General features: G+C 66.7%; 14 protein-coding genes. 10 read left to right on the top strand and 4 right to left on the bottom strand.

The window, feature by feature from the left end; all coding sequences use genetic code 11:
• The first annotated feature begins 113 nt into the window (after nucleotides 1-113).
• Nucleotides 114-1,637, top strand: a complete 1,524-nt coding sequence (locus tag NTH_RS21480) for an efflux RND transporter periplasmic adaptor subunit (RefSeq protein ID WP_338532008.1) — start codon at nucleotides 114-116, stop codon at nucleotides 1,635-1,637.
• Nucleotides 1,634-4,789, top strand: coding sequence for an efflux RND transporter permease subunit (locus NTH_RS21475; RefSeq protein WP_338532007.1), 3,156 nt, complete (start codon nucleotides 1,634-1,636; stop codon nucleotides 4,787-4,789). The genes NTH_RS21480 and NTH_RS21475 overlap by 4 nt, the downstream gene beginning before the upstream one ends.
• 36 nt (nucleotides 4,790-4,825) lie before the next feature.
• On the opposite strand, the gene NTH_RS21470 is transcribed toward NTH_RS21475, so the two are convergent.
• Nucleotides 4,826-5,272, bottom strand: coding sequence for an SRPBCC family protein (locus tag NTH_RS21470; protein ID WP_338532006.1), 447 nt, complete (start codon nucleotides 5,270-5,272; stop codon nucleotides 4,826-4,828).
• 120 nt (nucleotides 5,273-5,392) lie between these two features.
• Between NTH_RS21470 and NTH_RS21465 the strand changes: the two genes are divergently transcribed.
• From NTH_RS21465 to NTH_RS21445, 5 genes are all read left to right on the top strand, one after another.
• The gene (locus tag NTH_RS21465) at nucleotides 5,393-6,613 is read left to right on the top strand and encodes a helix-turn-helix domain-containing protein (RefSeq protein WP_338532005.1); all 1,221 of its coding nucleotides are present in this window, start codon (nucleotides 5,393-5,395) and stop codon (nucleotides 6,611-6,613) included.
• 38 nt (nucleotides 6,614-6,651) lie between these two features.
• Nucleotides 6,652-7,284, top strand: coding sequence for a PQQ-binding-like beta-propeller repeat protein (locus tag NTH_RS21460; RefSeq protein WP_338532004.1), 633 nt, complete (start codon nucleotides 6,652-6,654; stop codon nucleotides 7,282-7,284).
• A gap of 230 nt (nucleotides 7,285-7,514) precedes the next feature.
• Complete coding sequence (locus NTH_RS21455; protein WP_338532003.1) at nucleotides 7,515-8,258, top strand: amino acid ABC transporter substrate-binding protein; 744 nt, start codon at nucleotides 7,515-7,517, stop codon at nucleotides 8,256-8,258.
• 141 nt (nucleotides 8,259-8,399) lie between these two features.
• Nucleotides 8,400-9,074 carry an amino acid ABC transporter permease gene (locus tag NTH_RS21450; protein WP_338532002.1) on the top strand — a complete coding sequence of 225 codons (675 nt, stop codon included), beginning with the start codon at nucleotides 8,400-8,402 and terminating at the stop codon, nucleotides 9,072-9,074.
• Entirely contained in the window at nucleotides 9,071-9,802 is a 732-nt protein-coding gene (locus tag NTH_RS21445; protein ID WP_338532001.1) for an amino acid ABC transporter ATP-binding protein, read from the top strand. The genes NTH_RS21450 and NTH_RS21445 overlap by 4 nt, the downstream gene beginning before the upstream one ends.
• Nucleotides 9,803-10,126: 324 nt before the next feature.
• On the opposite strand, the gene NTH_RS21440 is transcribed toward NTH_RS21445, so the two are convergent.
• Genes NTH_RS21440 through NTH_RS21430 form a run of 3 tightly spaced genes read right to left on the bottom strand, consistent with a single transcriptional unit; the run spans nucleotide 10,127 to nucleotide 13,301 of the window.
• Nucleotides 10,127-11,212 (bottom strand): ABC transporter substrate-binding protein, encoded by a 1,086-nt coding sequence (locus NTH_RS21440; protein WP_338532000.1) that lies wholly within the window; start codon nucleotides 11,210-11,212, stop codon nucleotides 10,127-10,129.
• Entirely contained in the window at nucleotides 11,209-12,633 is a 1,425-nt protein-coding gene (locus tag NTH_RS21435) for a sensor histidine kinase (RefSeq protein ID WP_338531999.1), read from the bottom strand. Before NTH_RS21435 ends, NTH_RS21440 begins: the two co-directional genes overlap by 4 nt.
• Nucleotides 12,630-13,301, bottom strand: a complete 672-nt coding sequence (locus NTH_RS21430) for a response regulator transcription factor (protein ID WP_338531998.1) — start codon at nucleotides 13,299-13,301, stop codon at nucleotides 12,630-12,632. The genes NTH_RS21435 and NTH_RS21430 overlap by 4 nt, the downstream gene beginning before the upstream one ends.
• Nucleotides 13,302-13,401: 100 nt before the next feature.
• On the opposite strand from NTH_RS21430, the gene NTH_RS21425 reads away from it, so the two are divergent.
• The 3 genes from NTH_RS21425 to NTH_RS21415 all read left to right on the top strand — a co-directional run bounded on the left by NTH_RS21425 (nucleotide 13,402) and on the right by NTH_RS21415 (nucleotide 16,706).
• Nucleotides 13,402-14,385: a Bug family tripartite tricarboxylate transporter substrate binding protein gene (locus tag NTH_RS21425; RefSeq protein ID WP_338531997.1), complete on the top strand. Its 984-nt coding sequence runs from the start codon at nucleotides 13,402-13,404 to the stop codon at nucleotides 14,383-14,385.
• A 255-nt stretch (nucleotides 14,386-14,640) separates the two neighbouring features.
• On the top strand, nucleotides 14,641-15,072 hold the full coding sequence (locus NTH_RS21420; protein ID WP_338531996.1) for a tripartite tricarboxylate transporter TctB family protein: 432 nt from the start codon (nucleotides 14,641-14,643) through the stop codon (nucleotides 15,070-15,072).
• Between the two features lie 116 nt (nucleotides 15,073-15,188).
• Complete coding sequence (locus NTH_RS21415; RefSeq protein ID WP_338531995.1) at nucleotides 15,189-16,706, top strand: tripartite tricarboxylate transporter permease; 1,518 nt, start codon at nucleotides 15,189-15,191, stop codon at nucleotides 16,704-16,706.
• The last annotated feature ends 42 nt before the right edge of the window (nucleotides 16,707-16,748 follow it).

The raw sequence follows: 16,748 nt of genomic DNA, 5'->3' as shown, positions 1-16,748 counted from the left end.
CCTGCAATGCTGGCGCGACACCCGTAAGGCGGGCCCGATCCCCATCCGCGCGGGAACAGTGGGCAAGGCTTTCCGTTAGGCCTCGGAGGATTCACCGAGCGGAAGGCTTTCCTTTGAGAACCTCGACATGGATCGCGATCGGCCTGCTGGCGGCGACTGCGGCGTGGCTCGCGAGCGGTCTCTTCATAGGCACCGGCGAGGGCGAAGAGGAGGACGCGGCCGCATCCGCACAGCCGCAACCGACGCTGGTGGAAGTGGAATCCTCCGCCGCCCGGACGGTACCGCAATATATCTACGCGCAGGGCGTGGCCCAGCCGTTCCGGACCGCCGACGTCGTTTCGGCCACCGGCGGCACGCTGGCCGAGGTGCCGGTTCAGCAGGGCGATCACGTTGAGGCGGGAACGGTTCTTGCGCAGCTGCGCCTGGAAGAACGGCAAAGCCAGCTCGCCAGCGCCGAGGCGCGCGTCGAAAGCCTCGAGGCGGACCTTGAAGGCATGCGCCGGCTGGAGCGCGAGGGTTTCGCCGCCGAAACAAGGGTGCGCGAGCTGGAATCGCAGCTCAAGGAAGCCCGCTCGGCGCTTCAGAGCGTGCGTGCGGAAATCCGCGACACCACCATCGAGGCGCCCATTTCCGGCATCGTCAGCGACGTCTTCGTCAACAGCGGCGAGACTGTGGCGGCCGGAACGGCCATAGCACGCCTCGTCGACAACACGCCCTTGCGCGTCACCCTCGATATCTCGCAGCGCGATGTCGGAAGCGTCGATGTGGGGCGCGTGGCGGTGGTCAGCTTCGCCACCGGCGGCCTGGCAAAGGGGCGCGTATGCTTCGTCGCGCCCACGGCCGATCCGCAGACACGGACTTTCCGCGTCGAAACCCGCGTGCCCAATGAGGAGCGGAAGATTCCTTCGGTGGTAAGCGCCGAAGTCCGTTTCCAGAGCGGCGAGGTAAAGGCGCATTTCATCTCGCCGGCGATCCTCTCGCTGAGCGAGGAGGGCGCGCTGGGGGTCAAGTCCGTGGACGAGGACAATACGGTTCGCTTTCATCCCGTCGAGATTGCGCGGACGGGGATGGAGGGCGCCTGGGTCAGCGGCCTGCCGGACGAACTGCGGCTGATCACCACCGGTCAGGGCTTCGTGCGCGAAGGCGAGCGCGTGCGGGTGAGCCAGGCGCGCGCGGAGGAAGAACAAGGTGACGGCGTGGCGCGGCTGCCCACCGCCACCGTCGAAGCAAGGCAATTCGACGGCGCCGAAGATCTGCCGGAGCCGCCGCCGGCGGAGGAGCTGTGCGAGGGTTCGGCCGCCAATGCGTTGCCCGCTTCGCCGCCGGCCGCGTCCGCCGCTACCGGTAATTTCGGCCCTGCTCCGGATGCTGCCGGAGCGCCCGCGGGAATCTCGGGCCAGGCGGCCGAGCCGCAGGCGTCCCCCGGCTCCGCTCGCACCCGCGGGGGAACCGGCGCCGCGACGGGCGGGGCCGCCTCGTCGGCGCCATCCGCGCGCCCGGTCTCGCCGGGCATCCCGACCCCGCGGATCGAGCCGGTGCAGCCGCAAGGGCAGGGCGCGACGGTTCAGCCGCAGGGGCAGGGCCGTATGGCAGCGCCTCCCGCAGGCTCGGCCGGCGGCGCGGGTGGTGCTCCATGAGAGCCGTCATCGACGCCGCATTCAGCCGGAACAGGGTCGTCATCATCCTGCTGGTGCTGATCCTGGCCGTCGGCCTGTATGCCTACCGGGTGATCCCGAGGGAATCGGCGCCCGACGTGCCTATCCCCATCATCCACGTGTCCGTGCCGCATGAGGGCATCTCGCCGGAGGATGCCGAGCGCCTTCTCCTGCGCCCGCTGGAGACGGAGCTGCAGTCGATCGAAGGGCTCGACGAGATGAGCGCCGTCGCCGCCCAGGGTTATGCCGCCGTGACGCTGGAATTCACCGCCGGCTTCGATGCCGACGAGGCCGAGCAGGACGTTCGCCAGGCCGTGGACCGCGCGACCGCCGAACTGCCGCTGACGGCGGAGGAACCGGTGGTGCAGGAGGTCAATGTCGCGCTCTTCCCGGTGCTCACCGTCATGCTGTCCGGCCCCATTTCGGAGCGTGCGCTGATCGATCTGGCGGAGCGGTTCCAGGATCGGCTCGAAGCGCTGCCGAGGGTTCTCGAAGTGGATATAGGCGGGGCGCGGGAAGAAGTGCTCGAGGTGCTGATCGACCCGACCGCGCTGGAGACCTACGGCATCTCCTTTGACCAGCTCCTGGCAACCATCCAGAGCAACAACCGGCTCGTCACGGCAGGATCCATCGACACGGGGGCGGGCCGGCTGACGCTCAAGGTGCCCGGCGTCATCGAGGACATTTCCGACGTGCGCGACATCCCGATCAAGGTGTCCGGAAACGCGGTGGTGACCGTTGGAGACGTCGCCGTGGTCCGCCGCGGCTTCGAGGACCCGACGGGCTTTGCCCGTCTCGACGGCCAGCCGGCGGTGGCGCTGGAGGTGAAGAAGCGGATCGGCGCCAACATCATCGAGACCGTCGAGGCGGTGAAGGACGTCATCGAGGAGGGGCGGGAGCTGATCCCCGCAAGCGTGTCGGTGACCTACCTGCAGGACCAGTCCACCGAGGTGCGCGAGACCCTCACCGACCTGCAGAACAACGTCGTGGCGGCGGTGCTCCTCGTGATGATCGTCACGGTCGCCACGCTCGGCTGGCGCAACGCGCTGCTGGTCGGGCTGTCGATTCCGGGCTCCTTCCTTGCCGGCATCATCTTCCTCTGGTGGATGGGCTACACGCTCAACATCATCGTGCTGTTCAGCCTCATTCTGGTGCTCGGCATGCTGGTGGATGCGGCGGTGGTTTCGACGGAACTGGCCGACCGCTGGATGGCCGGGGGCAAGCGCCCGTGGGAGGCCTACCGCGCGGCCGCCAAGCGCATGGCGTGGCCCATCTTCGCCTCGACGCTGACGACGCTGTGCGTGTTCTTCCCGCTGCTCTTCTGGACCGGTGTGGTGGGCGAGTTCATGAAGTTCCTGCCGATCACCGTCATCGCCATCCTCACCGCATCGCTCGCCATGGGCCTGGTCTTCATTCCCGTGCTCGGCGGCCTGATCGGCCGGCGCAATCCGCGCGCCGAGGAGGAGGAAAAGGCGCTCGTGGCGGCGGAGAGCGGCGATCTGGAGGATCTCGACCGCGTCACGCGGATCTATGTCGCCGTCCTGCGCCGATTGCTGCGCCGCCCCGCGCTGACCCTGCTCGGCACCTTTTTCCTCCTCGTCCTGGCGGTGGTGGCCTATGTGTTCTTCGGCCGCGGCGTGGAGTTCTTCCCGCAGATCGAGCCGCGCTTCATCCAGGCCACCGTCAAGGCGCGGGACAATCTCTCGATATACGAGAGGGACGACCTGGTGCGCGAGGTGGAGAATGCGATTCTGGGCACCGAGGGCATCGAGCACATCTATGCCCGAACCATCGGCGAACAGGTGCAGGAGCAAAATCTTTCGGCCGACACGATCGGCGTCCTCCAGCTCGACCTGGCGGAATGGGACCAGCGCCGGCGCGCCGACGAGATCATCGAGGAGGCGAGACGCCGGACCGCCGATATTCCCGGCGTGGTCATCGTCGTCAACGAGCAGCAGATGGGACCGGGGCAGGGCAAGCCCGTGCAGCTGCGGCTCTTCGGCGGCGATCTGCGGACCCTGGAGGCGGCGGCGGATGAGGTCCGTGGCCTCATGCGGGACGTGGGCGGCTTCATCGACGTGGAGGACGATACGCAGGTGCCCGGCGTGGAATGGCGGATCAATGTGGACCGCGAGAGCGCCGCCCGCTTCGGCGCCGACGTCAACACGCTCGGCCAGGGGGTGCAGCTTCTCACGCAGGGCCTGAAATTGGCCGAGTACCGGCCTCCCGACGTGGAGGACGCGGTCGACATCCGCGTGCGCTTTCCCGCGCCCGAACGCACGCTGGACGGCCTCTCCCGGCTCACCATCCCCACCGAGCGCGGCCAGACGCCGATCACCAATTTCGTGACCATCGAACCCGCCGAGAAGACCGGCATCATCAACCGGATCGATTCCAGGCGCGTGGTGACCGTGAAGGCCGATGTGGCGGAAGGCGCGCTGCCGGCGGAAAAGAGCGACGCGCTGCGCCAGGCGATCCGGGAGGCCGGGCTTCCGGCGGGCGTGGAGGCCGAGTTCGTCGGCGAGCAGGAGGACATTGCCGAGGCGCAGAACTTCCTGCTCGGCGCCTTTTTCGCGGCGGTCGCGCTGATGTTCCTGGTTCTCGTCGCCCAGCTCAACAGCGTCTACCAGACCCTCGTGGTGATGAGCGCCATCGTCTTCTCCATAGCCGGCGTGCTGATCGGGCTGCTGATCACCGGAAGACCCTTCGGCATCGTCATGGGCGGGCTCGGCATCATCTCTCTCGGCGGCATCGTCGTGAACAACAACATCGTGCTGATCGACACCTACAACGAGATGCGCGGCAAGGGCCATGAGCCGGCCGACGCCGCCATCCGCACCGGCGCCCAGCGCCTCAGGCCGGTCTTCCTCACCTCCATCAACGACATACTGGGCCTGATGCCGCTGGTGCTGGGCCTCAACATCAATCTCATCGAGCGGCAGATCCAGTACGGCGCGCCGTCGACGCAATACTGGATCGAGTTTGCGACCACGGTGGCCGGCGGGCTCGCCTTCGCCACGTTCCTGACGCTGATGCTCAGCCCGTGCATGCTGCTCCTCGGCCACCGCGCCCACGAGCGGGCTGCCGGCCTCTACGGCAGATGGCGCGGCAAGATCCTGCCCGGATCGGGATGACGTCCGCTGAAGCGCCATCCCGGTCCGGTTCATGATTCAGCGCCAGTTGTCGATCAGGACGTCGTCGGGATAGGCAGCGCCCTTTCCGGTTTCGAGGAGCGATTTCAGGCTCATCAGGAAGGTGCCCCACTTGGTGCTGCAGTGGTGCATGAATTCCACCGGCTCCTTCCAGCCCTGGTGCTTGAAAAGGACGATGGTGTAGTCGCCATCCTGTTTGATGTCGAAGCTTACCTTCGTGCCGATCCATTCCGCCGGTCCGTCGGTCACCTGCCACAGCACGCGCCGGCCCGGATCGAGCTCAAGCACCTTCATGTCGAAACCGCCATTGGACCCGAAGCGGAAACTGATCACTTCGCCGACCTTGTTCTGGCCCTGCGTATCCCTGGTCCACCAGTCGGAAAGTCCTTCGATCGTGGTGAGGGCCTTGTAGGCATCGTTCGGCGAGGCCGACTTGATCCCGACCTTGTGTAGAATGTCCGGCATTTGTGATTCTCCTTCTCGTGTTTGGCGCCGTCGTTTCTCGATACGCCGCCGGTTGGTGACGTGAGATAGGTTAGGGGCCGCATATCGGACGGTGGGAGTGACAAGTGTGACGGGATTTCAATGGACTCGCTGATCACCGCCGCGGCGCGGGCGCTTGCGACGGGCGATCCGCTGGGCGCGCTGAACCGGGTCGCCCTGCGCGACGATGCGCCGGCGCTCGCGCTGCGCGGCATCGCTATGGCGCAGCTCGGCGATCTCGCCCGGGCCAAGTCCCTCCTGAAGAGCGCAGCGCGCGCCTTCGGGCCGAAGGAGGCGGTGGCCCGCGCCCGCTGCGTCGTCGCCGAGGCCGAAATCGCCCTCGTCTCGCGCGAACTCACCTGGCCCGCAAAGGCGCTCGACGCAGCGCGGGCGACGCTCGAAGCGCATGGGGACCGCGTCAACGCCGCGCATGCGCGCAATCTGGAAGCCCGCCGCCTGCTCCTGATCGGCCGCCTCGGCGAGGCCGAGCGCATGCTCGCCGATCCCGGCCTCGTGCCGCTCCCGCCCGCCTCGAGGGTGGCCCACGAGCTGACGGTCGCGGGAATCGCGATCCGGCGCCTCAGGACGAAAGCGGCGCGCGCAGCGCTTGACCGGGCCGGACAGGCCGCGCGGGAGGCGAACATCCCGGCGCTGATGGCGGAGGTCGAGAGCACCGCCCTCGTCATGGATGCGCCCGCCGCGCGCCTGATAGCGTGCGGCGGGGAACGCCCCCTCCTGCTTGAGGACGTCGAGGCGCTGCTCGCCTCGGGCGTCGTCGTCGTGGACGCGTGCCGCAACGTCGTGCGGGACGAAGGCCGGGTGATCTCGCTTGCCACGCGCCCGGTATTGTTCGCGCTTGCCCGTGCGCTGGGCGAAGCCTGGCCGCAGGACGTGCCCCGGAGCACGCTCGTCGCGCGCGCCTTCCGGGGCAAGCATGCCGACGAATCGCATCGCGCCCGGTTGCGCGTCGAGATCGGGCGGCTTCGCGCCGAGCTCGGGACGCTGGCGGACGTAACCGCGACCAGCCGGGGCTTCAAGCTGGTGCCGCGCAGCGCGCGCGAAATCGTCGTGCTGGCGCCGCGCGTGGAAGAGCGGCATGCGGCGGTGCTCGCCTTCCTGGCCGACGGCGAATCATGGTCGAGCTCGGCCCTGGCGATTGCGCTCGGATCGAGTCCGCGCACCGTGCAGCGGGCGCTCGAGCAGCTTGCCGCGGCCGGCAAGGTGCACGCATTCGGCCGCGGTCCGGCCCGTCGCTGGACCACGCCGCCCGTGCCGGGATTCCCGACGACATTGTTACTCCCGGGCCCGCTGCCGAGCGACTAAAGGTCCTCTACGAAACCGACAGAGGAAAGGGCGGAATCATGAAACAGGGTCAAGCCGAAATTCTTCGGGAATACGGACCTTTTCCGAATGCCGACCAGGTGCATGGCGTCACCTTCGACGGTCAGCACATCTGGTTTGCGTCAGGAGACAAGCTGAACGCTTTGGACCCGGCGAGCGGAAAAGTGCTGCGATCCATAGATGTCGCCGCGCATGCCGGAACGGCCTTCGACGGCGAGCACCTGTTTCAGGTCGCCGAGGATCGCATCCAGAAGATCGACCCCGAGACCGGCCGTGTGCTCGCCACCATCCCGGCGCCCGGCGGCGGTGGCGATTCAGGCCTCGCCTGGGCCGAAGGGGCGCTGTGGGTGGGGGAGTACCGGGGCCGGAAGATCCATCAGGTCGATCCCGAGACAGGGGCGGTCCTGCGCACCATCGAGACCAACCGTGTCGTCACCGGGGTCACCTGGATCGACGATGAGCTCTGGCACGGCACCTGGGAGGGTGACGAGAGCGATTTGAGGCGGATAGATCCCGAAACGGGCGAGGTTCTGGAAAGGCTGGAGATGCCGGCTGGAACGAGCGTGTCGGGGCTCGAGTTCGGCGGCGGCGACCTGTTCTTCTGCGGCGGCGGAGGCAGCGGGAAAGTGAGAGCCGTCCGTCGGCCGAGATGAGCCCGCCGCTGCCGGCATTTTGAGGTTCCGGCGGCGCGTTCAGCGCTTCTTCCAGGTGGAACGGCTCCACCTGATCAGCCGGGGGGACGGGATATAAAGTCTACGCATTCGGTATAGGACGGAATGCTATTGCTTTTTATGGGGCAGCGCTGCGCTACCCATAGAAAATCGTTCCGAATACCCTATTTTCCGCGCTCCTAGCGAAATCGTTTCGCCACACGGAGATTGATATGCGCAGACTGTTTCTTGCCGCCGCCCTGCTGGCGGCATCCACTTCCGTTTCCCTGGCCGATACCATCAGGGTCGGCATGTCGGGCGGCTATTTTCCGTTCACTTTCGTCAAGCAGGACAAGCTGCAGGGCTTCGAGGTGGATTTCATCAACGCACTGGTCGACGTGACCGGCGACGAGGCGGAGTTCGTCACGATGAGCTTTTCCGGCCTCATCGGCGCGCTGGAGTCCGGCCGCATCGACACCATCGCCAACCAGATCACCATCACGCCGGAGCGCGAGCAGAAATTCGTCTTCACCCAGCCCTATGTGATCGACGGCGCCCAGGTCGTGGTCAGGAAGGGCAATGAGGACGAGATCCAGGGCCCGGAAGACCTGAAAGGCCGCACCGTTGCCGTCAATCTCGGCTCGAATTTCGAGCAGCTCCTGCGCGAGCTTCCCTATGCGGACGAGATCGACATCAAGACCTATGAGAGCAATCTCGAGCAGGAAACGGCGCTCGGGCGGGTGGACGCTTTCGTCATGGACCGCGTGAGCGCGACGCAGGTGATCAAGGAAACGCCGCTGCCGCTGGCGCTCGCCGGAGAGCGCTTCTCCGAAATCCGCAACGCGCTGCCTTTCCGCGACGACGAGGAAGGCCGGGCGCTGCGCGACCGGCTCGATGCGGGCATCACCACGCTGAAGGAAAACGGCACGCTGTCTGAAATCTCGCAAAAGTGGTTCGGGGCGGATATTACGGAGTAGCAGAGCCGATTCCGGTCACCGAGGCCGGCGCCGCCCCCCATCCGCCTCGCACCGGTTGCGGGTAGAGGGTGAGGGGCGGCGCCGGCGTTCGAACGGGATGTCGGATCGCGCAACCAGACCGCCAGGAAAGAGCCCAGGCCCGTGCGACCACTCGATCTCGACTACATGCTGGGGCTCGTCCCCGTTCTCTTAAAATATGTGCCGCTGACCCTGGCCATGGCGTCGGTCGCCATGGTGCTGGCCCTGATTCTGGCCTCGCTGATGGCCATCGTCCGGGTCATGAAGGTGCCGGTGCTCGACGGCTTCACCCGCTTCTTCATCAGCTTCTTTCGCGGCACGCCGCTCCTGGTGCAGCTCTTTCTCTTCTATTACGGCCTGCCGCAGGTGTTCTCCTTCCTGACTGCCATCGACGGCGTGACGGCGGCGGTGATGGGGCTGACGCTGCATTTCGCCGCCTATATGGCCGAGAGCATCCGCGCCGCCATCGTCGGCGTCGACCGCTCCCAGTGGGAGGCTTCCCTGTCGGTCGGCATGACGACGGCGCAGATGATGCGCCGCATCATCCTGCCGCAGGCCGCGCGCGTGGCCGCGCCCACGCTGGTCAATTACTTCGTCGACATGATCAAGAGCACCTCGCTCGCCTTCACGCTCGGCGTCACCGAGCTCATGGGCGCGACCCAGAAGGAAGCGGCAGGAAGCTTTCTCTATTTCGAGGCCTTCATCCTGGTCGCCCTCATCTACTGGGCCATCGTGGAGACGCTGACCGTCCTTCAACGCCGGCTGGAACTCCATCTCGGAAAGGCGCATGCGCGATGATTTCGGTTCGCGGGCTGACAAAGCGCTACGGCGCCAACACCGTGCTGGACGGCATCGACCTCGACATAGAAGAGGGCGAGCGCGTCGCCGTCATCGGTTCCTCTGGCACCGGCAAGTCGACCCTCCTGCGCTGCCTGAATTTCCTGGAGAAGCCGGACGAGGGCGTCATCCGCATCGGCGACATAACGGTCGATGCCCGGACTGCCTCGGCGGCGGACCAGCGCCGCCTGCGCCGGCACACCTCCTTCGTCTTTCAGAACTACGCGCTCTTCGCCAACAAGACGGCGCTCGAAAACATTGCCGAAGGGCTGATCACGGTGCGCGGCTGGCCGAGGGAGAAGGCGCATGCGCGCGCCCGCCAGATCCTTTCCACCATCGGCCTGGCCGACAGGGGAGACAGCTATCCCGCCGCCCTTTCCGGCGGCCAGCAGCAGCGCGTGGGCATCGGCCGCGCCATGGCGGCGGACGCCGAGCTGATGCTGATCGACGAGCCGACCTCGGCGCTCGATCCCGAATGGATCGACGAGGTTCTGCAACTTCTCAAGAAGATCGCCGATGCGCGCCAGACCATGCTGATCGTCACCCACGAGATGCAGTTCGCCCGCGACATCGCCGACCGCGTGATCTTCATGGACGGCGGCAGGATCGTCGAGCAGGGCCCGCCCGCGCGCATGTTCAAGGACCCCGCCGACCCGCGCACGAGAGCCTTCCTGCGCAAGGTGCTTTAGTTCTACGGTTTCATTGCTCATCCTTCCGAACAAAGGTGGGAGCGGCGAACGGCGTTGGCGCCGTTTCCCCCTCACCGACCCGCTTCGCGGGCCACCTCTCCCCCATGGCTCATGGGGGAGAGGAAGGGAGCCCTGCATCGGTGCCGGCGCTTCTTCTCCCCTGCTTGCGGGGGAGAAGTGGGCCGCGAAGCGGGTCGATGAGGGGGAATTGCGCCATATGCGATTGCCCTGCCCCTTGAGGGGGAGATGCCCGGCCCATCGGCAAGCTCAGGGCAGAGGGGGCGGGCGCGGCGGTGAAATGGCAACTGTAGAGCCAACGCGCTGCTATTCATCCACCGGCGATGCCGGCAGGGCGGCGCGCCATTGCCTGAGGAAGATTTCGCGCTTGGCGCGGTCGAGCCCCACCAGCAGGGCCGGCGACATGGCGATGGGCCGCAGGGTCTGGGGATCGGCTCGGGGATTGGCATCCTCCTGCCCCGTCAGGCGCGCCAGCCGGTCGGCGCCATCCACCGGCGAGAGGAGCCGCATCTTGCGGGAGAGGATGTCGCGCCCGGCTGGCGACAGCATGAAGGATATGAAGCGCGCGGCGGTTTCCGGCTGCCGCGCATCCCGCGACACGAAGGCGGCCCGCGCCATGACCAGCGTATAGTCCGACGGCAGGATGACGCCGAACCGGTCGTCGCGCTCGATGCGTTCCAGCGCGTAGGAGCCCAGCACATTGTAGCCGACCAGCAGGCGGCCGTCGGCGACCCGCTCCAGGATCTCCGCCGTGCAGCAGAACAATCGCGCCTCGTTGCGCCCCAGGCTCTCCACCAGGCGGCCCCAGGTGCTCGCCTGCAAGGCGTCCTGGAAGGCGAACAGATAGCCGACGCCCGAGCTTTCGATGTCGTAGGTGCCGATCCGGCCGACGAAATCCTCGCTGTCGCGCAGAAGATCGATGAGCTCGAACCGGCTTTGCGGCACCGGCCGGTCCCCGAACCACTCGCGGTTATAGACGGTCACCGCCGGCTCGAAGGTGAGGCCGAACAGCTCGTTGCGCCAGCGCGCCCAGTCGGGCAGGGCTTCGGCCGCCGGCAGGTTCAGGGGCAGGGCGCAGCCGTCATTGACGAGCTTCAGCTGCTGGTCGATCGAGGATGAGATGACAAGATCGGCGGCGAAGCGGCGTTCCGCGCAGGCCCCTCCGATATCGGCGTCGAGCTCGTTCGTGGTCAGCTCGCGATAGGCTATGGCGACGCCGGGATTGCGCTCCTGGAACGCCAGCAGCATGGGCTCGAACACGGCAAGGTCCGTGGTGCTCTCGATCACCAGCGTGGCCGACGCCGTGCCGCCCTGCGGCGGCAGCCGGGACATGGTGGCGTTCGCTGCCGACAGCGCTGTCAGGAAAAGGGAAAGGGCGAGAAGCAGTTTCATGAAGGGCCCATGGGAAATTGCAAGCCGATGGCGAAGCCGCCGCCTTCCGCCTCGTGGCGAACGATGCTGGCGCCGTGCATGGCGGCGACCGAGGCGACGATGGAAAGCCCGAGGCCGGCGCTTTCCGGGCTGATGCCGTCGGAGGTAAAGCGTTCGCCGATGCGGGCGGCGGCCTCCGCCGGCATGCCGTCGCCCTTGTCGATGACGAGGATCTGCGCTTGATCATCGCCCTGCCGGGCGACGCGTAGCGTCACCGGCGGGCGGCCGTGCCTTATGGCGTTGTTGACGAGGTTCTTGACCGCCTCGCGCAGGCTGACGGGATCGCCTTCTACCCACACCTCCTCGTCCGGCAGCTCGACCGAGACCGCCTCGTCCGCCACGGCGCGCGTTTCGCGCTCGGCTTCCAAGGCCACCCGCCGCAGGTCGATTTTCTCCATCGCGGCGGTGTCGGCGCGGTGGGCGATCAGCGCATGGCTGAGAAGCTGGTCGGCGAGACGGCCGAGGCCGACGCTGCGCGCATAGAGCCTTTTGTGCAGGCGCGCCAGCCGGGCCGGGTCCTTTTCCTCCAGCGCCAGTTGCGCCTGGGCGCGCAGCGCGGTGATCGGCGTGCGTATCTGGTGGGCCGCATCGGCGACGAAATTCTGCATGGCCTCGATGCGCTTGTCGAGACGGCCCATGAAGCGATTGATCGCCTGGAGCAGGATGGCGATCTCCTGCGGCGCCGGCACGTTTATGGGCGACAGGTCGTTCGCCTCGCGCATCAGCATCGCCCGCTCGACGCGGGCCAGCGGCCGCAGCGCGATCCGCAGCGCGACGAGCGCCAGGAACAGCAGCAGCACGCCGGCGGCGGCGATGATGAGGACGGCGCGGGTGGCGATGCTCGTTGCCAGCGCGCCGCGCTCGCCGGTCGTCTGCGCGACCAGGATCATCACCGGGCCGCTGATCGAGCGCTCGGCGAGCTGGCGGGTGAGCATGACCGCGCGCACCGGCGTGCCCTTGTAGCGCGCGTCATAGATGACCGCGCCGGCGCCGCGGCTTTGCCGGGCGGGCCGGGGCAGGTCGTCATAGCCCGTCAGTGTGCGCCCGTCGGGGCCGATGACCCGGTAGAAGACCCGGTCGTTCCGCGCCAGCGACAACAGCTCGAAGGCGGAAACCGGCAGGTCCACCTGGGTCTGCCCGTCCGCCACCGATATGCGCTCGGCGATCTGCAGGGCCGCCCCGCGCAGCAGCCTGTCGAAGGTCTCGTCGCTCGCCGCCTGGCCGAACTGGTTGGCCGCAAGGATCGTCGCCGTGACCACAGCAATCAGGATCAGCACCATCGCAAGGCCGAGCCGAAAGGCGATGGACTGGCTCTTGGCCGAGGAGATCGGCCTCGCGTGGCCGGGAGCGATCCCAGGCCTGATCCTATCAAGCCCGGTCATCGCGCCCTCTTGACGGCCTGATAGCCGAGGCCGCGGAGCGTCCTGATCTCCAGGTCCGCGCCTTCCAGCTTGCGGCGCAGCCGCGCCACATAGACCTCGACCGCATTGAGGCCGGCTTCACCGGTGAAGCCGTAGAGCCGCGAATAAAGGTCGTCCTTGTCGAGCACCCGGTTCAGGCCGCTGGCGAAGGCTTCGAGCAGGATGAACTCGCGCCGCGTCAGTTCGACGTTGCGGCCGCCGATCCGCACCGTGCGGGCGGCGAAATTGCATTCCAGATTGCCGATCTCGACGAGGGCGTCCGCCGCCCCGTACTGCCTTCGGCTGACCGCGCGGGCGCGCGCTTCGAGCTCGCGCAGGTCGAAAGGCTTGACCAGATAATCGTCGGCGCCGAAGTCGAGCGCGTCGATCTTGTCGTCCACATGCATGCGCGCCGTCAGCACCAGCACCGGCACCATGTTCTTTTCCGCCCGCAGATGCTTGAGGAAATCCAGCCCCGAGCCGTCGGGCAGGTTGAGGTCGAGAATGATCAGGTCGAACGGGTCGAGCCCGGCGAAATGCGCCGCATCCTCGCGCGTTGCCGCATGCTCGCACACATGGCCCTGTTTCTGGAAATGGGCGAGGATGGCTTCCGCAACGTCCTCCGTATCCTCGACCACCAAGATGCGCACTAACCGACTCCCGATCTGACAGCTTAATGACAGCTAGCCGTCTTATCTTCGGCGAACCTTCGCACGAAACGCGTGCGGCAGGAACATGGGAGGATATCCAATGAGAAAACTCGCTGCAGCGGGCGCTGCAACCCTTTTCGCCGCCATCGCCTTTGCGGGCCAGGCCCTTTCGTTCGAGCCCAAGCAGACCGAATGCATCGCGCCGGCCAATGCCGGCGGCGGCTGGGACTTCACCTGCCGTCAGGTGGGCAAGGCGCTTTACGATCTGAAGATCGTGCCCGGCCCCGTGCAGGTGACCAACCTGGCCGGCGGCGGCGGCGGCGTCGCCTTCGCCGACGTGGTGGCCAAGCGCAACACCAACAACGACCTCATCGTCGCCGCCTCCTCCGCCACCACCACCAGGCTTGCCCAGGGCGCGTTCCCCGGCGCCAACCAGGATCAGGTGCGCTGGGTCGGCACCATAGGCGCCGATTACGGCGTGATCGCCGTGTCCAAGGATTCGCCGATAAACACGCTGCCGGAACTGTTCGAAAAGGTGAAGGCCGATCCAACGTCCGTTTCCTTTGCCGGCGGTTCGGCGCTCGGCGGCTGGGATCACCTCAAGGTGCTGATCGCCGCCAAGGCAGCGGGCATCGACGATGCGCGCACCATCAAATACGTGGCCTTCGAAGGCGGCGGCGAGGCCGTGACCCAGCTTCTGGGCGGCCATGTGCAGGCCTTTTCCGGCGATATTTCGGAAACCAAGGGCTTCGTCGATTCAGGCGACCTGAAGGTGCTCGCCGTGCTTTCCGAAGAGCGTCTGCCGGGCGAGTTCGCCGAGTTCCCGACGGCCAGGGAGCAGGGCATTGAGGCGGTCGGCGCCAACTGGCGCGGCTTCTACGCCCCCGGCGGCATGAGCGACGAGGCCTATGACTTCTGGGTCAACGCCATCAAGACGACCTATGAAAGCGACGAGTGGAAACAGGTCATGGCCAATAACGGCCTGATGCCGCTCGCCAGGTTCGGCGAAGACTTCGATGCCTTCATCGCCAAGGAGGTCGCCGACACCGAAGCGCTCAGCCGCGAGATCGGCATCCTGCAGTAGCCTCTGGCGGTGCGAAGGGGCTAGGCGAGACCCGCCGAGCCCTGCACCCCCCTCTGCCCTGCCGGGCATCTCCCCCTCAAGGGGGGAGATTATCCCGTCACCGGTGTTTCGCTTGTTCTTCAAAAGATTGGTGAAACCGGTCACGAATAGCCAATCTCCCCCCTTGAGGGGGAGATGTCCGGCAGGACAGAGGGGGGCAACACCGCGCGCGACTTGCAATCGGCCGTACAAACCAGAAAAACGGGAGAGGAAGCGATGAGCGACCGTATTCTTGGCGGCACATGCCTGGTGCTGGCGCTGCTCTACATCTATTTCGCGACCCAGGTCAGGGTCGGCTTCATATCCGATCCGATGGGACCGAAGGCCTTCCCCATCTTCATCGGCGTGGTGCTGGCGCTGGGTTCGATCTACACGCTCCTGCGCCCCGATCCCGAGCCGGTCTGGCCGAAGCTCGGACGGTTCGGCGAGATCGTCTTCGCGGTCGTCGTCATGATCGCCTACACCTACGCCCTGCCGGAGCTCGGCTTCATCATCTCGACCACCTTCGCCGCCGGCTTCCTGAGCTGGCGCCTCGGCGCCAGGCCGCTTGCCGCCGCCATCGCCGGCGTCGGCATATCGCTCGGCATCTTCGTGGTCTTCCGCCTCATCCTGAAACTGTCGCTGGCCATCGGCCCCTGGGGCTTCTAGAGCAATTCCAGGAAAAGTGGAAACCGGTTTTCCACCCGGAATTGCGTAAAATCAAATAGTTAGATCGGTTCACCGGTTCCGTGAAACGGTGAACCGATCTAAGCAGGAGATTGGACATGGACGTTCTCGCAAGCCTTGCAGACGGTTTCGCCGTCGCGCTGACCTGGCAGAATCTCGGGCTGGCGCTCCTCGGCTGCTTTCTGGGCACCATCATCGGCGCGCTGCCGGGGCTCGGCCCCTCCAACGGCGTGGCCATCCTCATTCCGCTCGCCTTCACGCTCGGGCTGCCGGCCACGCCGGCGCTGATCCTTCTGACCTCGGTCTATTACGGCGCGATGTATGGCGGGCGCATCTCCTCCATCCTGCTCAATATCCCGGGCGACGAGCCGGCGCTGATGACCACGCTCGACGGCTATCCGATGACCAAGAAGGGGCAGGCCGGCGAGGCGCTGGCGCTGTCGGGCATCGCTTCCTTCGTCGGCGCCTTCTTCGCCACATGGGGCCTCGTCTTCCTGGCACCGCAACTGGTCAAGGTCGCGCTCCTGTTCGGTCCGGCCGAATATTTCGCGCTCTTCACCCTGGCCTTCGCGACGCTCGGCGGCATTGCCGCGCGCAACCAGGCAAAGGCGGTGATCGCCGCGGCCCTCGGCCTCGGCATTGCCATGGTCGGCGTCGATCACCAGACCGGGGTGCCGCGGCTGACCTTCGGCGAGATTCATCTCTACGAAGGCATAGACTTCCTGATCGCCATCGTCGGCCTGTTCGCCATCTCCGAGGTGCTGCTGTTCCTCGAACATGCCAAGGGGGAAGCGCCGGAGGCCTCGACGACCAAGCTCAGCCGCATCACGGCACCGCTCTCGATGCTGAAAAAGACCACCGGCACGATGGCGCGCAGCACGGTGATCGGCTTCGTTTCCGGCGTCCTGCCGGGAGCGGGCGCCTCGCTGGGCTCCTTCGTGTCCTACACGATCGAGAAGCGCCTGAGCGACAAGGAAGGCACTTTCGGCAAGGGGGACCCGCGCGGCGTCGCGGCACCGGAGGCCGGCAACAACGCGGCAGCCGGCGGCGCGCTCGTGCCCATGCTGGCGCTGGGCGTGCCCGGCTCGGGCACCACCGCCGTGCTGCTGGCCATGCTGATGGCGCTCAACATCACGCCGGGGCCGCTGCTCTTCACGCAGCAGCCGGATGTGGTGTGGGGCCTCATCGCCGCGCTGTTCATCGGCAACATCATGCTGCTCCTGCTCAACGTCCCGATGGTCGGCCTGTTCGTGCGGGTGCTGCAGGTGCCGACGAAATATCTCATGCCCGCCGTGGCGATGATCGCCTTCGTCGGCATATACGGCCTGACGGGCTCGACCTTCGATCTCCTGCTGATGATCGGCTTCGGCGTGGGCGGCTATCTCCTGCGCAAGCTCGACGTGCCGCTGGTGCCGGTCATTCTCGGCATCCTGCTCGGCAACATCATGGAGAAGAGCATGCGCCGCGCGCTGACCATCTCGGACGGCGATTACTCGGTCCTCTGGGGCTCGCCGATCGCCATCACCATCTGGGCGCTCGCCATCGCCGGCTTCCTGGCACCGATCATCGTCGGCCGTTTCCTGCGGCCGAGGAAGGATGCGACGGTTTCGCCTTGATGCGATAATCGCGTTTGCCGCCGCGCCCCTTCGCACCCCCCT

The sequence above is a fragment of the Nitratireductor thuwali genome, assembly GCF_036621415.1.
GTDB classification, from domain to species: domain Bacteria; phylum Pseudomonadota; class Alphaproteobacteria; order Rhizobiales; family Rhizobiaceae; genus Chelativorans; species Chelativorans thuwali.
This window is presented reverse-complemented; position numbering and strand designations above follow the sequence as displayed.

What these genes read in the sequence shown, in the direction of transcription:
- NTH_RS21475 (WP_338532007.1), top strand. Translation starts at nt 1,634, where the DNA reads ATGAGAGCCGTCATCGACGCCGCATTCAGCCGGAACAGGGTCGTCATC.
- NTH_RS21470 (WP_338532006.1), bottom strand. Translation starts at nt 5,272, where the DNA reads ATGCCGGACATTCTACACAAGGTCGGGATCAAGTCGGCCTCGCCGAAC.
- NTH_RS21465 (WP_338532005.1), top strand. Translation starts at nt 5,393, where the DNA reads ATGGACTCGCTGATCACCGCCGCGGCGCGGGCGCTTGCGACGGGCGAT.
- NTH_RS21460 (WP_338532004.1), top strand. Translation starts at nt 6,652, where the DNA reads ATGAAACAGGGTCAAGCCGAAATTCTTCGGGAATACGGACCTTTTCCG.
- NTH_RS21455 (WP_338532003.1), top strand. Translation starts at nt 7,515, where the DNA reads ATGCGCAGACTGTTTCTTGCCGCCGCCCTGCTGGCGGCATCCACTTCC.
- NTH_RS21445 (WP_338532001.1), top strand. Translation starts at nt 9,071, where the DNA reads ATGATTTCGGTTCGCGGGCTGACAAAGCGCTACGGCGCCAACACCGTG.
- NTH_RS21440 (WP_338532000.1), bottom strand. Translation starts at nt 11,212, where the DNA reads ATGAAACTGCTTCTCGCCCTTTCCCTTTTCCTGACAGCGCTGTCGGCA.
- NTH_RS21435 (WP_338531999.1), bottom strand. Translation starts at nt 12,633, where the DNA reads ATGACCGGGCTTGATAGGATCAGGCCTGGGATCGCTCCCGGCCACGCG.
- NTH_RS21425 (WP_338531997.1), top strand. Translation starts at nt 13,402, where the DNA reads ATGAGAAAACTCGCTGCAGCGGGCGCTGCAACCCTTTTCGCCGCCATC.
- NTH_RS21420 (WP_338531996.1), top strand. Translation starts at nt 14,641, where the DNA reads ATGAGCGACCGTATTCTTGGCGGCACATGCCTGGTGCTGGCGCTGCTC.
- NTH_RS21415 (WP_338531995.1), top strand. Translation starts at nt 15,189, where the DNA reads ATGGACGTTCTCGCAAGCCTTGCAGACGGTTTCGCCGTCGCGCTGACC.